Annotated in this window: 12 protein-coding genes; 6 read left to right on the top strand and 6 right to left on the bottom strand. The window is 61.7% G+C overall.

All coding sequences use genetic code 11. The features are described from left to right. Positions 1-26: 26 nt before the first annotated feature. Entirely contained in the window at positions 27-632 is a 606-nt protein-coding gene (locus OEG79_RS15330) for an inorganic diphosphatase (protein ID WP_264145832.1), read from the bottom strand. A 102-nt stretch (positions 633-734) separates the two neighbouring features. Between OEG79_RS15330 and OEG79_RS15325 the strand changes: the two genes are divergently transcribed. The 3 genes from OEG79_RS15325 to OEG79_RS15315 all read left to right on the top strand — a co-directional run bounded on the left by OEG79_RS15325 (position 735) and on the right by OEG79_RS15315 (position 4,125). Further along, entirely contained in the window at positions 735-1,868 is a 1,134-nt protein-coding gene (locus tag OEG79_RS15325) for a GNAT family N-acetyltransferase (protein WP_264145831.1), read from the top strand. Between the two features lie 460 nt (positions 1,869-2,328). Continuing rightward, positions 2,329-3,813 carry a sodium/proline symporter PutP gene (gene putP / locus OEG79_RS15320; RefSeq protein WP_264145830.1) on the top strand — a complete coding sequence of 495 codons (1,485 nt, stop codon included), beginning with the start codon at positions 2,329-2,331 and terminating at the stop codon, positions 3,811-3,813. Positions 3,814-3,912: 99 nt separating this feature from the next. Next, positions 3,913-4,125 (top strand): VF530 family protein, encoded by a 213-nt coding sequence (locus tag OEG79_RS15315; protein ID WP_264145829.1) that lies wholly within the window; start codon positions 3,913-3,915, stop codon positions 4,123-4,125. Positions 4,126-4,129: 4 nt separating this feature from the next. On the opposite strand, the gene OEG79_RS15310 is transcribed toward OEG79_RS15315, so the two are convergent. Continuing rightward, positions 4,130-5,011 carry an alpha/beta hydrolase gene (locus OEG79_RS15310; RefSeq protein ID WP_264145828.1) on the bottom strand — a complete coding sequence of 294 codons (882 nt, stop codon included), beginning with the start codon at positions 5,009-5,011 and terminating at the stop codon, positions 4,130-4,132. Between the two features lie 91 nt (positions 5,012-5,102). Continuing rightward, positions 5,103-8,201: a transglycosylase domain-containing protein gene (locus OEG79_RS15305; RefSeq protein WP_413247512.1), complete on the bottom strand. Its 3,099-nt coding sequence runs from the start codon at positions 8,199-8,201 to the stop codon at positions 5,103-5,105. A gap of 223 nt (positions 8,202-8,424) precedes the next feature. Between OEG79_RS15305 and OEG79_RS15300 the strand changes: the two genes are divergently transcribed. Then, positions 8,425-9,105, top strand: a complete 681-nt coding sequence (locus OEG79_RS15300) for a class I SAM-dependent methyltransferase (RefSeq protein WP_264145826.1) — start codon at positions 8,425-8,427, stop codon at positions 9,103-9,105. Between the two features lie 118 nt (positions 9,106-9,223). Continuing rightward, complete coding sequence (locus tag OEG79_RS15295; protein ID WP_264145825.1) at positions 9,224-10,045, top strand: aldo/keto reductase; 822 nt, start codon at positions 9,224-9,226, stop codon at positions 10,043-10,045. 55 nt (positions 10,046-10,100) lie between these two features. On the opposite strand, the gene OEG79_RS15290 is transcribed toward OEG79_RS15295, so the two are convergent. After that, positions 10,101-11,057 (bottom strand): hypothetical protein, encoded by a 957-nt coding sequence (locus OEG79_RS15290; RefSeq protein WP_264145824.1) that lies wholly within the window; start codon positions 11,055-11,057, stop codon positions 10,101-10,103. A gap of 20 nt (positions 11,058-11,077) precedes the next feature. After that, the gene (locus tag OEG79_RS15285) at positions 11,078-12,793 is read right to left on the bottom strand and encodes a proline--tRNA ligase (protein ID WP_264145823.1); all 1,716 of its coding nucleotides are present in this window, start codon (positions 12,791-12,793) and stop codon (positions 11,078-11,080) included. Between the two features lie 128 nt (positions 12,794-12,921). Between OEG79_RS15285 and OEG79_RS15280 the strand changes: the two genes are divergently transcribed. Continuing rightward, on the top strand, positions 12,922-13,329 hold the full coding sequence (locus OEG79_RS15280) for a PaaI family thioesterase (protein ID WP_264148734.1): 408 nt from the start codon (positions 12,922-12,924) through the stop codon (positions 13,327-13,329). Positions 13,330-13,398: 69 nt separating this feature from the next. Here OEG79_RS15280 and OEG79_RS15275 read toward each other — a convergent pair whose 3' ends face one another. Next, on the bottom strand, positions 13,399-14,661 hold the full coding sequence (locus tag OEG79_RS15275) for an OprD family porin (protein WP_264145822.1): 1,263 nt from the start codon (positions 14,659-14,661) through the stop codon (positions 13,399-13,401). Positions 14,662-14,910: the final 249 nt, after the last annotated feature.

Below are 14,910 nucleotides of genomic sequence, written 5' to 3'. Positions count from 1 at the left end.
ATTTGGCCGGGCTTTCTTGCACGTACTTAGTTGTTCTTCTTGTAGTTATCCAAAGCTTTTTGAATCATCTGGCGTGCTTCGGCGGCGTTGCCATAGCCATCGAGTTCCACTTTCTTTCTGCCTTCGGGCAGTTGCTTGTAAACACGGAAGAACGCCTCGATGCGCTGGCGCTCGATCAACGGCAGGTCGTCGACGTCCCTGATGTTGTCGTAGGTCGGGTCGATGTCGCTGCTGGGTACACCGATGATCTTCTCATCCGCTTCGCCGCCGTCGATCATCTTCAGATAGCCGATCGGCCGGAATTTGATCAGTACGCCCGGGTGAAGAGGCTCACGCGTCAGCACCAGACCGTCCAGCGGATCGTTATCGCCACCCAGAGTGCGAGACAGGGAGCCGTAGTTGGCCGGATAAACGACAGGCATGGACTGGAAGCGGTCGACGAAAACCAGGCCTTCTTCACTGATCTCGTATTTGGTGAAACTGCCCGCCGGGATTTCCACCGCCATATACACGTTGTTGGGTGCGTCTTTCGCCTGGGTTGCGTGAAACGGATGGGTGATCGACTGCTGGGCGAGGGCGCAGGTGCTGCCCAGCAGCGTTGCGATACCAAGGGCGAGAAGGGACTTTCGCATGAGTAACTCCTTTGCAGAACTCAAGGTTATAAGGGTTGGCCTCCTCATATTGCGGGTGCATTGTTAGAGATATATTGCAGTCTGACTTCCGGGGTTCAGTTCATGCCCGTCACCATCATCGACTCGCTTCACGCATTGCCGGCCGACGTCTGGGACGGTTTGCAGGCGCAGCCCCAACCCTTCTTGCGGCATGCCTTTCTCACTGCGCTGGAAGACAGCGGCAGTGTCGGCGGCCGCACTGGCTGGCAGCCTTCGCACCGTCTCTGCTGCGATGAGCAGGGTAGGGTGCAGGCGGCGCTTCCGGCTTATGTGAAGCAGCATTCCTACGGCGAGTACGTGTTCGATCACGGCTGGGCCGATGCCTGCCGGCGCGCCGGTATCGGCTACTACCCCAAGCTGCTGGGCGCCGTGCCTTTCTCTCCGGTAACCGGAACGCGTTTGCTTGGTGACGCCCGCGCGGCTGCCGAGCTGATCGACACACTGGCAAGTGGGCTGACCGACGAAGGCCTATCGAGCCTGCATATCAACTTCACCAGCTTGGCCTGCGACGCCGTGATGGCGCAGCGGCAGGGTTGGCTGGAGCGCCTCGGTTGCCAGTTCCACTGGCACAATCGCGGTTATCGTGATTTTCAGGACTTTCTCGATGCGCTCAGCTCGCGCAAACGCAAGCAGATGCGCAAGGAGCGGGAGCAGGTTGCGGGGCAGGGCATCGACTTCGACTGGCGTGGCGGCCATGAGTTGAGCGAGGCGGACTGGGATTTCGTCTACCACTGCTACGCCAACACCTACCATGCGCGCGGCCAGGCGCCCTACCTGAAACGGGATTTCTTCAGTCTGCTGGCCGAACGCATGCCGGAAATGCTCCGCGTGGTGTTCGCCCGGCAACACGGGCGGCCACTGGCGATGGCATTCAGTCTGGTCGATGGCGATACCTTCTACGGTCGTTACTGGGGCTGCCTCGCCGAGTTCGACCGGCTGCATTTCGAAACCTGTTTCTACCAGGGTATGGAACTGGCTATCGCCGAAGGCCTCGCCCGCTTTGATGCCGGCGCTCAGGGGGAGCACAAGCTGATTCGTGGTTTCGAGCCGGTGATTACCCGTTCCTGGCATTATCTCTGCCACCCGGGACTGCATGCCGCGGTTGCCGAGTTCCTCGAGCAGGAGCGCTCTGGCGTGCGGGCTTATGCTGAAGACGCGCGCAGTTATCTGCCTTTTCGCCAGTCCATCGAGGACTGACCAATCGATCAGGTTGTAGAATGCGGACCGAAACAGCTGTTGCCGGAAGTTCCCCGCGTTGGAGATTTTTGTAAAAACTCCAGAGCTTTCAGCAAGAAGCCCGTTCACTTCTGCCACTAAATTCCGCCCTTCACTTTCGTTACGACCGTTTTTAGCTGCACGGATTGGTCAGACCAGCCTTGCTGGACTAGACCCAATAAATAGAGATTCCTGCAGTGGAAGGTGGTAACGCGATTCGGTGGCCGCAGGCGCAAGCCTGTGAGATCAGGAAAAGCGCTCACGCGCTGACCGATGCAGTGACGAGGTGGTGGAGATTTCACTGCGCCGGTAACTGCTGATCGTGCCCATCCGACGTCGGTGTGACGAGGTAGAGAGACCGGAGCCCGCATCCGCAAAGCGGGTGCCTTTGCCAAGCTGGGCACGGTACCCGAGAACAACAAACGAGAGGGGAGCCCCCCAAATGACAGCTAGTACTCCAATGCTCGTCACCTTCGTGGTGTACATCGCAGCGATGGTGCTGATCGGCCTGGTGGCCTATCTGCGCACCAAGAACCTTTCCGACTACATCCTCGGCGGTCGCAGTATCGGCAGCTTCGTCACGGCGCTGTCCGCCGGTGCTTCCGACATGAGCGGCTGGCTGCTCATGGGCCTGCCTGGCGCGATCTTCGTTGCCGGCATCTCGGAAAGCTGGATCGCCATCGGTCTGATAGTCGGTGCCTACCTCAACTGGCTGTTCGTTGCCGGTCGCCTGCGCGTGCAGACCGAGCACAACGGCAATGCACTGACCCTGCCGGACTATTTCACCAATCGCTTTGAGGACAACAGTCGCCTGCTGCGCATATTTTCCGCGCTGGTGATTCTGGTGTTCTTCACCATTTACTGCGCTTCCGGCGTTGTGGCTGGCGCTCGTCTGTTCGAGAGCACCTTCGGCATGTCCTATGAGACGGCGCTGTGGGCCGGTGCTGCGGCGACCATCGCCTACACCTTCATCGGTGGCTTCCTGGCGGTGAGCTGGACCGACACCGTGCAGGCCACCCTAATGATCTTTGCGCTGATCCTGACGCCAGTCGTGGTGATGATCGCCACCGGCGGCTTCGATCCGGCCATGGTCGCCATCGAGGCGGTCGACCCGACCAACTTCGACATGCTCAAGGGCGCGACTTTCGTTGGCGTGATCTCGCTGATGGCCTGGGGTCTGGGATATTTTGGCCAGCCGCACATCCTGGCGCGCTTCATGGCGGCTGAGTCGGTCAAGGCCATTCCTGCTGCGCGTCGCATCTCCATGACCTGGATGATTCTGTGCCTCGGTGGTGCCGTCGCGGTGGGCTTCTTCGGTATCGCCTACTTCTCGGTCAACCCGGATGTAGCCGGTCCGGTCAGCGAAAACCCGGAGCGCGTGTTCATCGAACTGGCCAAGCTGCTGTTCAACCCCTGGATCGCCGGTATCCTGCTGTCCGCCATCCTGGCTGCGGTGATGAGTACCCTGAGCTGCCAGTTGCTGGTGTGCTCCAGTGCGCTGACCGAGGACTTCTACAAGGCCTTCCTGCGCAAGGGCGCCTCGCAGACCGAGCTGGTCTGGGTCGGCCGCGCCATGGTGCTGCTGGTCGCGCTGGTCGCCATCGCCCTGGCAGCCAACCCGGAAAACCGCGTACTCGGCCTGGTGTCGTACGCCTGGGCTGGTTTCGGTGCTGCGTTCGGTCCGGTGGTCATCCTCTCCCTGCTGTGGAAGGGCATGACCCGCAACGGCGCGCTGGCCGGTATGCTGGTCGGTGCGGCCACCGTGATCATATGGAAGAACTGGATCGGTCTGGGTCTGTACGAGATCATTCCAGGCTTCATCTTCGCCACCCTGGCCATCGTCATCTTCAGCCGTATCGGTCAGGCTCCGAGTCAATCGATGCTCAATCGCTTCGACAAGGCCGAGAGCGAATACAAGTCGGCCTGATGCTGCCGGCTTGATCTGAAGGCGATGACTGCCCGGCAGTCATCGCCTTTTTCGTTTCCGGCTCTAAGATATGCTCCTCACTCTGCGACGGATGCCTTCATGACCAGCAACGACCCGCTCCACGGCCTGACCCTGCAGGCAATACTCACCGCTCTGGTGGAGCGTATCGGTTGGCAGGGGCTGGCGCATCAGGTCGATGTGCGCTGTTTCAAGCATGAGCCCAGCATCAAGTCGAGCCTGACCTTTCTGCGCAAGACGCCATGGGCGCGGGCCAAGGTCGAGCAGCTCTACCTGCAGCAATTCAAGGGCTGAGCGTTCAGTTGGTCGCGAATCCCAGCGCCTGCAACGCCTGTCGGTAGCTGCTACCGGCCATGCGCAGGCCGTTGTTGTGGTTGGCACCCTCGATCAGCAGCAACTGCTTGGGCTCGCTGGCCGCCTCGAACAGCGCCTCGCTGAAGCGTGAAGGTACATAGCGGTCGTCGCGCCCATGGGCGATCAATACCGGAATGCCGACCTCACCGATCTTGCTCAGCGAATCGAACTCCTGCGACAACAGCCAGCGTACCGGCAGCGAGGTGTTGGTCACCGCCGCCGCCACATCGCCCAGATTGGTGAAGCTGGATTCGACGATCAGGCCAGCGGCCTGTGCCCGATCGTCGCCAGCCAGTTCGTGGGCCAGGTTCACCGCCACCGCGCCGCCAAGCGAATGACCGTAGATGAAGCGTTTGTCCGCTTCGGGTTGCAGTCGGGCCAGGTGTTCCCAGGCGATCAGTGCATCCTGATAGACGCTGCGTTCTGAGGGCAGGGCGCCACGGCTGTGACCGAAACCACGATAGTCCACCGCCAGTACCGAGAAGCCCAAGGCGTGCAGTTGCTCGATGCGAAACAGCTGGCCGGTCAGATTCCAGCGCGAACCATGCAGGTAGAGCAGGGCCGGGGCGTCCTTGCGTGCTGCCGGCCACCACCAGGCGTGCAGGCTTTCATCTGTACCGAGAGCCGGTGACTGCAGATGCACCTCCTCGAGGCCGGCGGGCAGGCCATTGAACCAGCGGGCGGTGCCTGGCTCGATGCGAAACACCAGTTCGCGTTCGGTCTGTTCCAGCTTGGCGCAGCCGATCGGCAGCAATACCAGCAGACACGCGAGGAGCAGAAGGCTCAGGCGACGGCGGCGCAGCAGGGCGAACCAGGACGAGGGCATGGATAAGCTCACAAGCGACAGCGGATGATTGCCATGGACTACGCAGCCGACGTCGGGTTCGCCGCTACCGGAGCGTTGTGGTTACCGGGTATTACCGAAGGCTGATGTGCCCGGCGCTTGACGGTGTGCCACAGAGCGTTGAGCTGCCCGGTTCGAGATAGGGCGCCAGTATGGGCGCCATGCCCTTGAGTACCTGCACCGGCAACGCCGAGGTGAAGGTGAAGCGCTCGGCGTCACGTCCCGGCACGAACGCGGTGAGAGTGCCGTAGTGCCGCGGGCCGAGGAAGAACACGAGGGTGGCCGTACGGTTCATCGCGCGGGAGCTGATCACCCGGCCACCCGGTCCCACGCTCTCGATGCGGTTGTCGCCAGTGCCGGTCTTGCCGCCGAGGGTCAGACTATGGCCGTCCTGCAACTGGAAGGTACCCTGCAGGCGCCTCGCGGTACCGCCTTCGACGACCTGGGAAAGTGCCTCGCGCAGCGCCGCGGCGACTTCAGGCTGCATCACCCGCTTGCCGCCCTGGATATCGTGCTCGACCCGCGTTTCATAAGGTGTACCGGCGGCGAAGTGCAGTTCGTCGATGCGCAGCACCGGCTGCCGGATACCGTCGTTCTGGATGATGCCCATCAGTTCGGCCAGCGCTGCCGGCCGGTCACCGGAACTGCCTAGGGCGGTGGCCAGCGACGGAACCAGATGCTGGAAGGGGTAGCCGAGGTTCTTCCAGCGGCGGTGAATATCGGAGAAGGCCTCCACCTCAAGCATGATGCGGATGCGGCTATCACGTGCGCTCTTGTGTCGGCTGCGAAACAGCCAGCCATAGACCTCCTGACGTTCGTTCACACTGGCGGCCACTGCGTCGCTGAAGGTTGCCTGGGGATTGCTGATCAGGTAACCCAGCAGCCACAGCTCCAGCGGATGCACGCGTGCGATGTAGCCCTGATCCGGCAGGCTGTAGGCGCCGGGGCCGTAATCCTTGTACAGGCGGGCGATCCGCTGGTCGGTGAGTTTCTCCTGCGGCAAGTGCGCCCGCAGGAACGCGGCAAAGGTCGCCTCGTCGGCTTGCGGCAGCAGGTAGCGGTGCACGGCACCCAGGCGCACCGAGGTCTGGCGCAGGCCGCTGATGAAGGTTTCCAGGCGCTGCTGTTCCGCCTGCCCCTGATACTTGCGCCAGAACCGCAGCAGAAACGTCCGCCCTTCCTGATCGGCAAAGCGCTGCAGGTATTCCTGGCGGCGCGGGTCCTTGTCGTCCTTGAGCAGTTCGGCGCTCTTCTGGTAGGTGCTGTAGCGCACCAGGTCACGCATCAGACGCACGAAAGGCAGGTTGATCGATTCGCGCAGCGCTTCGCGCAGGGTCGGGTTGCGGCCGTTGTCCTCGCGGCGGAAGTTGCCGAAGGTGTGCAGCCCGCCGCCAGTGAAGAAGCGCTCATGCGGGCTCGCGGAATAGCGTCGTTCCAGTGCAGCTTCCAGCATGCGGGCCAGATCCGCCTCGGGGTTGGCCCGTAGAAAACCGATGGCCCAGCGGCTGAGGTAATCCTGCTCGGCAATGTCTACCTGACCCAGTTCGGCCGGGCTCTTGCCAGCGTGGCGTTGATGCAGCTCGGCGATGATTTCCAGATAGGTGGCCAGCACCCGCAGCTTGGCGGTTGAGCCGAGTTCCAGCTTGCTGCCCTCGTTGATGTCGAAGGGCTGGTCGGTGCTGTCGGTCTGTACCCGTACCCGGCTGCCGGTCGGGGTACGCTCGAACAGGGTGAAGCTGTAGCGTACTTCCGCTGTTTTCTGCGGCGATAGCAGGCGTTCGCCGAACAGGCCGATCTGTCCGGCGAACTCCGGGGCGGCCAGGTTCTGCAGGTAGCTGCTGACCTGCTGCTGAAGATCGCGCTGCAGCGTGCTGCGTGCGGCCAGATCGAGGCGGTCCAGGTCGTAGAGTGGCATGCCCAGCAGATTCGACAGGCGCGAGCGTGCCACGCTGATGCCTTTGTCGCTTTCCACCGCGCGCAGGTTGGGTTCCTGTTGCCAGTCGCGGTATTGCAGCTTCTGCGTGAGCGCCGCATCGCGCAGGTCGGCATCGATCAGGCCGGCGCTGGCGAGCAGGCGAATATGGCTTTCGGTCAGCGCCTCCATGTCGTGCCGCCCCTGCGCGAGGTAATAGGAGGGGCGGCGCTGGGCAATCATCAGCGACAGCATCTGCCGTAGGGCCAGACCGCGCTCGGCGAGGTTGGCATCCGGCGAGCGGCGTGGATCGAGCAGGGCGTTGCTGCGCTCGAAATCGGCGCCGTACCAGATGCGCAGGCCATCGGCCAAACCGTGCACCTCGCCATGGCCCGGCGCGGCGGACAGCGGCACGCTGTTGAGGTAGTCGCGCACGATGCGCTGGCGCGCTTCCAGCGTCTGTGGTCCCTGCTGATAGGCGCGTACGCTGGCGGAAATCATCTGTCGCAGCTTTTCTCCGGCAGACAGCGTCAGCCCGTCGGGGGAGTGGCGGTATTTCTCCAGCTGAGTGGCCAGGGTGCTGCCGCCAGCGGACTGGTCCTGCACATCGAGCATCTTGCCAAGCTGCGATAGCGCCGCCATGGCGAAGCGTGGCCAGTCGACCGCCGGGTTGGCCAGCGGCTGCGCGGGGTCGAGCAACTGACGGTTCTCGATGAACAACAGGCTGTTGACCACCAGCGGCGGAATGCTGGCGAAGTCGGCATAACCCAGTTGCGGGTAGCGAAACTCGTAGAACGGCGTACCGCGGCAGTCACTGATGCTCAGACCGCTCTGGCTCTTCTCGGTAAAGGGTGGGAAAAGGCCACGGCGACTGTAGGCCATCAGTTCATCGGAGAACCGCGACTGCTCGGTAACCCGATATTCGTGCTGCTGCAGGCGCTCCAGCATCAATGGCAGGTAGGCGTAGCCCTGGCGCTTGTCGAATGGACCATCGGTCGGGTAGATGATTCGTTCACTGGGGCCGGGCTCGACCTGGTAGGTGAGGCTGGCGGCATAGCGGCTCAGTTCGCGCGACTGGAAATGCGCGCTGCGCGACTCGAACACCACAAGTGCAGTGGCCGCCAGCACCAGCGATACCAGCAGCAGATAGAAGGTGAGGCGCCAGTGACGCCCGGCCGAAGCCGGCTTTCGCTGAGCCTGCGTGGCTGCCGTCGAGGGCTGCTCACGCTGCTGCTGATTCATTTGCCATGCTGCGCCCATAAATCACCGGCCTGGCCTGTCAGCATCATATGAACCGCGAGATTGCCTCTTGCCGGATGCTGACCCTGGGTCGGCCGGGCTGCGGTCGTCTCGTCTTTCTCACTATCAGCGTAGACCTTTGCACGCCGTCTGGCTGGCGGTTTTTTGCCGGTTGTGCGGCTTGTACCGCGTTAACGGGAAGGCCTGCTAGACTCGCGGGATCGCAACGATGCAGGCAGGCACCATGCAGCGCGACCATCGTGAACAGCTTCAGCAAAGCTGGCAGGCCAACGCCGATGCCTGGGCCGCCGCCGTGCGCGAACAGCGTATTGAAAGCCGGCGGCTGGTCACCGACGCCGCCATCATCCAGGCCGTGCTGGCATTGCAGCCCAGGCGAGTGCTGGATATCGGCTGCGGCGAGGGCTGGTTGTGCCGGGGCCTGGCCGAGCATGGCATCGAACCCGTCGGGGTGGATGCCTCCGCGCCGCTGATCGAGGCGGCCCGCGCAGCGTGCGATGGACGGAGCCAGTATCGCGTCTGTGGATATGCCGAACTTGAGAAGCACGCCGAGCAGCTAGGGCGTTTCGAGGTACTGGTGTGCAATTTCGCCCTGCTCGAAGAGCCGTTGCAGCCAATTTTGCGCAGCTTGCACACATTGCTCGCACCTGGCGGCAGCCTGCTGATCCAGACCCTGCATCCCTGGCGTGCCAGCCATGGCGAGCCTTATCAGGATGGCTGGCGGGTCGAGGACTTCGTCGGCTTCGGCGAGGGTTTTCAGGCCCCCATGCCCTGGTTTTTCCGCACCCTGCAATCCTGGCTGAAACTCATCGGTGAAACCGGCTGGCGACTCGAATGGTTGCAGGAGCCGCTGCATCCGGAGAGCGTCCAGCCGGTATCCCTGCTGCTGTTGCTCAAACCGCTCTGATCATGTCGCTGCTGCTCAACCTCGACGTTTTCGATCGGTCAGCAGGCACTTGGACTGTACCTGGTGCAATGGTGCGGTGAGGCGTTTGACCAGAACACAACTTATGCGGAGCATAGCGATGCGCACGATTGAACTGGCCGGCAGACAGGTGCCGGTGATCGGTCAGGGAACCTGGCACATGGGGGAGGACGAACGGCAGCGCTCGCGTGAGGTTGCCGCGTTGCGCGAGGGGCTCGACCTGGGCCTGACTCTGATCGACACCGCCGAAATGTATGGCGAGGGCGGAGCGGAGCAGGTAGTGGGTGAGGCCATTGGCGGTCGCCGGGAAGAGGTGTTTCTGGTCAGCAAGGTGTATCCGCACAACGCCAGCCTGGAGGGCGTTCAGGCTGCCTGCGAGCGCAGCCTGAAACGTCTGCGTTGCGAGCATATCGATCTGTACCTGTTGCATTGGCGCGGCCGCTATCCGCTGGCGGAGACGGTCGAGGGCTTCGAGCGGCTGTGCGAACAGGGCAAGATCGCTGCCTGGGGCGTATCCAATTTCGATCTGGACGATCTGCTGGAACTGGATCACCCGGCGTGCGGGACCAATCAGGTGCTGTACAACCTCGAGGCGCGAGGCATCGAGTATGACCTGCTGCCCTGGCAGCAGCGGATGGGCATGCCGCTGATGGCCTACTGCCCGCTCAGCCAGGCGGGTGCACTGCTGCATGAACCGGTCCTGCGCCAGGTGGCTGAGCGACACGGGGCTACGCCGGCCCAGGTAGCGCTGGCCTGGACACTCAGGCAGGACGGTGTGATTGCCATTCCCAAGGCCGTGGGTAGTGCGCATCTGCGCGATAACGCCGCGGCGGCTGCCATTGCTTTGGATGTGAATGATCTGGCCCTGCTGGACGAGGCCTTTGCGCCGCCGCGTAGCAAGCGGCCGCTGGAGATGGTCTGAAAGGTAGCCGCCGAACCGCTGGCAGGATCCTGGGCCTGCCGCGCGCCATGCGCAGTCAGTTGGCCGGGTCGGCGGCCAGGCGTCCTGCGTTCTTGAGCAGGGCCTTGAGGAAGGCGTCCTGCAGCTCGGGATCGTTGCGTGTCAGTTCGATCAGGCTCTGTTCCAGCTCGCTGGCTTCCTCCTCCAGGCCCAGGTCGGACAGGCGCTTGACCCGGTGCACCCACTGGGCCACGTCATCCCCTTCGAGGTCATCGAAGATCAGGTCATGTGCTTCATGCAGCTTGCCACGAAGGGAGTGGCTGACCATCAACGTCGTTTCGGCGCGAGTGACGTCATTGCCAAGGCGATCTTCCACACTCAGTTGCAACACGTTGAGGCGGGCGATGTCCTGTTCGGTGAAGGGGCTGTCCAGCAGATTGAGGCGCAGGACGCCGGCGTTGTCGGTGAGCAGTTCGAACTGCTGATCGCCAGCCTTGACCTGAACCGGGCGCTCGGCCCAGGGCAGGTTGGTGTATTCCATGCGGCGATCACGCTGCACCTCGTCGATGCTGGCCAGGTTCTGCTCGGCGCGGCCGTTGGATTCGACGTTCATGAACGGGTTGAGACCGGCCATGCCGTAGCTGATCCAGCCTCGAGTCGCGCTTTCCGGCAGGCTGCCGAGCAGCGCGACGTTGAGGATGTTGGCGCCCACACCGGCAACTACCGCAACTGCCCCCATCGGCACTTCATAGACTTCGCGCCAGGCCTGGTAGGGGGTGTAACGGTCGTAGCGGCGCGTCACTTCGAAAGCCGTGACCTCGTAGCTCTTCTGATCATGCACGCGGACATGGCGTTGCGGCAGCTCCAGCACCTTGGATTCGCCAGCGTCGATCCGTAGCTGGTGATCCAGCAATTTGCGTTCGACTCGCTCCTCATGCTCGCTGCGTTGCGGCAGCTGGTTGGCGCAGCCGCTGAGGAAGAGGGCGCCGCACAGGGCGGCGCCGATGAGGCAAAGGTTGCTGCTCGTGTACATGATGTCTCGGTAGGGCGTGATCAGCGTTTGATACGGGCTTGCAGGAAAGACAGGATCTCGGTCAGCGGTACGGCTTGCGCCTCGGTCTCGGCACGGCTTTTGTACTCGAGGTTGCCCTCGGCCAGGCCACGGTCGCTGACGACCACGCGGTGCGGAATACCGATCAGCTCCATGTCGGCGAACTTGATACCGGGGCTGGTTTTCTTGTCACGGTCGTCCAGCAGCACTTCGAAACCGGCTGCGGTGAGCTCGGCGTACAGCTTGTCGGTGGCTTCGCGAACCTGCTCGGTTTCGTAACGCAGTGGCACTAGGGCGATATGGAACGGGGCCAGGGCGTCGTTCCAGCGGATACCGCGCTCGTCGAAGTTCTGCTCGATGGCCGCAGCCACCACACGGGAAACGCCAATGCCGTAGCAGCCCATGGTCAGGGTGACCGGCTTGCCGTTCTCGCCCAGTACCTGGCAGTTCATCGCTTCGCTGTACTTGGTACCGAGCTGGAAGATGTGCCCGACTTCGATGCCGCGCTTGATTACCAGGGTGCCCTGGCCATCCGGGCTCGGGTCGCCTTCGACGACATTGCGCAGGTCGGCCACGGTTGGAACCGGCAGATCACGCTCCCAGTTGACGCCGAAGTAGTGCTTGTCGTCGATGTTGGCACCAATGACGAAGTCGCTCATCAGCTCCACGGAGCGGTCGATGATCACCGGTAGCGGCAGGTTCAGCGGGCCGAGCGAACCGGCGCCAGCGCCGATGGCTGCGCGCAGCTCGGCATCGGTAGCCATGGTCAGCGGGCTGGCGACCTGCTCCAGATTGGCGGCCTTGATCTCGTTGAGCTCATGATCGCCGCGCACCACCAGGGCGATCAGCTTGCCCTCTTCGGCGGCATGGACGATCAGGGTCTTGATGGTCTTCTCGATCGGCAGGTTGAAGCCTTCGACCAGAGCTGCGATGGTTTTGACATCCGGGGTGTCGACCAGGCGCAGCTCTTCGGTCGGCGCCGGGCGTACCTTTTCGCGCGGCAGGGCTTCGGCCTTCTCGATGTTGGCGGCGTAATCGGAGCTGTCACTGAAGGCGATATCGTCTTCACCGGATTCGGCCAGCACGTGGAACTCGTGCGAGCCGGTACCGCCGATGGAACCGGTATCGGCCTGCACCGGACGGAAGTTCAGGCCCAGGCGGGTGAATACGTTGCAGTACGCCTGATGCATGCGGTCGTAGGTTTCCTGCAGGGAGGCCTGGTCGACATGGAAGGAGTAGGCGTCCTTCATGAGGAATTCGCGACCGCGCATCAGGCCGAAGCGAGGACGGATCTCGTCACGGAACTTGGTCTGGATCTGATAGAAGTTGATCGGCAACTGCTTGTAGCTGTTCAGCTCGTTGCGTGCCAGTTCGGTGATCACTTCCTCGTGGGTCGGGCCGACGCAGAACTCGCGGTCATGGCGATCCTTGAGACGCAGCAGCTCGGGGCCGTATTGCACCCAGCGTCCGGACTCCTGCCACAGTTCGGCCGGCTGGATGGCAGGCATCAGCACTTCCAGCGCACCGGCGGCGTTCATTTCCTCGCGCACCACCTTCTCGACCTTGCGCAGCACACGCAGGCCCATCGGTAGCCAGGTGTACAGGCCGGAGGCCAGCTTGCGGATCATGCCGGCACGCAGCATCAGCTGGTGGCTGATCACCACGGCATCGGAAGGGGTTTCTTTCAGGGTCGAGAGCAGGAACTGACTGGTACGCATGTTTGGCCGTTCTGTCGGTTGCTAGGGCTTGGGATAGGCCGGCATTGTACGGTGCCTGTACAGTGGCGTACAGGACAGGTGCAGCGGCACGAATGCGGCTGCATTCATCGGGAGGAATAATAGTGGGACTGACTGCGCTTGAAGTCCAAACCCTGATTCGGGACGGACTGCCGATGGCCGAGGATATCGATCTGCAGATCGACAGGCTCGACGAAGAGGGCGTGCTGGCGCGTGTCCCCTTTCATGCCAAACTGGTGCGCCCGGGCGGCACCTTGTCAGGTCCTACCATCATGGCGCTGGGGGATGCGGCAATGTACGCAGTAGTACTGGGGCGCCTGGGGCGCGTGGAGATGGCCGTGACCTCCAATCTCAATATCAACTTCCTGGTCAAACCCAGGCCGGTGGACTTGCTGGCCGAGGCGCGCATATTGCGCCTGAGTCGACGCCAGGCCGTTTGCGAAGTTTCTTTATATTCGGCTGGTAACGAGAATGAACTGGTTGCCCATGTGACCGGGACTTATGCTCTTCCATTGTAAATCTTGAATAAGAAAGAAAGGCCCGGTTTCCCGGGCCTTTCTTATTCGAGTGCTAACAGAGTCCTGAAATTACAGGATGCTCAGAGGGTACTCGAGGATTACACGCACTTCGTCGATAGAGCCAGAGCCGTAATATACGCCATCGCTGCTACGATAGGTGGCCTGGCGAACGCGCATGTTGAGGTCTTTGGCTGGGCCGCTCTGGATGGTGTAACCAACCTGAATGTCGCGTTCCCACTCTTTGCCATTGTCGGTCGTGGCGGTTTTAGCACCCGAGCCGCTGATGTAGCGAGTCATGAACTTCAGACCTGGCACGCCGAAGTCAGCGAAGTCCAGGTCGTAACGCAGTTGCCAGGATTTTTCGTCTTCAGCGTTGAAGTCAGAGCGCTGCACGGAGTTGGCAAGCCAAACAGTACCACCACCGTCGACGCCGTAGTCATAGCCGATGCCGTCAAAGCCACCATGGGATTTCTGATAGGCAGCAGTAACAGTGTGAGCGCCGAAGTTATAGGCTGCAGCCAGACTCCAGATGGTGTTGTCTTCGCTCTTGCCGGTGCCGGTGTACTCTTTGTCGTAATCGGTCTTGTAGATATTGAAGTCGAAGTTCAGCGACTGACCTTCAGCGATGCCAAAGGTGTAGTTCAGGTTGCCATAGTACTTTTTGAAGGAGTCTTCGACGTCGGAGTAGTACAAAGCAGCGGACAGGTCGTCGGTGAAGCTGTAGGAGCCGCCGAGTACGTCAGCGCCTTTCAAGCCAATGCTGTCATGGAAGGTTTGGTCCTGGGCATTGATCGCAGTGAAGTGGCCGGCGTGCAGCTCCAACCCTTCGATTTCGTTGCTGGTAACCAGGAAGCCTTCTGCGGTCTCTGGCAACAGACGGCTATCGTCAGTGCTTAGAACCGGCAGGGCAGTGAACTGGGTGCCATATTTGAGAACCGTGTTGGACAGGCGCAGTTTTACTGCACCACCAGCTTCGGAGTAATCATCCTGCGAACGACCGTCGCTCCCGGTGGGGAACAAACCGGAACCGGAGCGGCCCTTGCCACTGTCGAGCTTGATGCCCAGCAGGCCGATGGCATCTACCCCGAAGCCGATGGTGCCTTGAGTGAAACCGGACTCGTAGGTGGCAATGAAACCTTGACCCCACTCTTGTGGGTCATCATCACGGTCCGTATTGCGGAAGTCGCGGTAGAAGTACAGGTTGCGGCTCAGAACGTTCAGGCTGCTGTCTTCGACAAAGCCATTGGACTCGGATTGCGCGCTGGCGAATGCCAGTTGGCTGGTGCCCGCGGCTACTGCCAGGGCGATTACGCTCCACTTCATCACTTGCATCGTGATTGCTCCTTGGGTTTAGAAGAGTTGCGCTGCCCACTGTTTTGTTATATGGGCGGCTCTTTCTTTTTGTGTCGGCGCTAACTTATAGCACGCAGCCAATATTGGCGATAGTTGCAGCCTATTCATTGCGGCTTCGTTCAGGCTGGTGTCGCATCGCGTGAATGAGAATGTCGCAAATCTATAGTTCCGTACTTGCGTTTTGTGGCGCCAACGTTTTCGCGGCTTCAGGTGCCTGGGGCCGCTGTT

It is taken from the genome of Pseudomonas sp. Z8(2022), from assembly GCF_025837155.1.
Classification (GTDB): Bacteria; Pseudomonadota; Gammaproteobacteria; order Pseudomonadales; family Pseudomonadaceae; genus Aquipseudomonas.
Note: the sequence above shows the minus strand (reverse complement) of the source record. Positions and strands in the feature narration are given on the sequence as shown.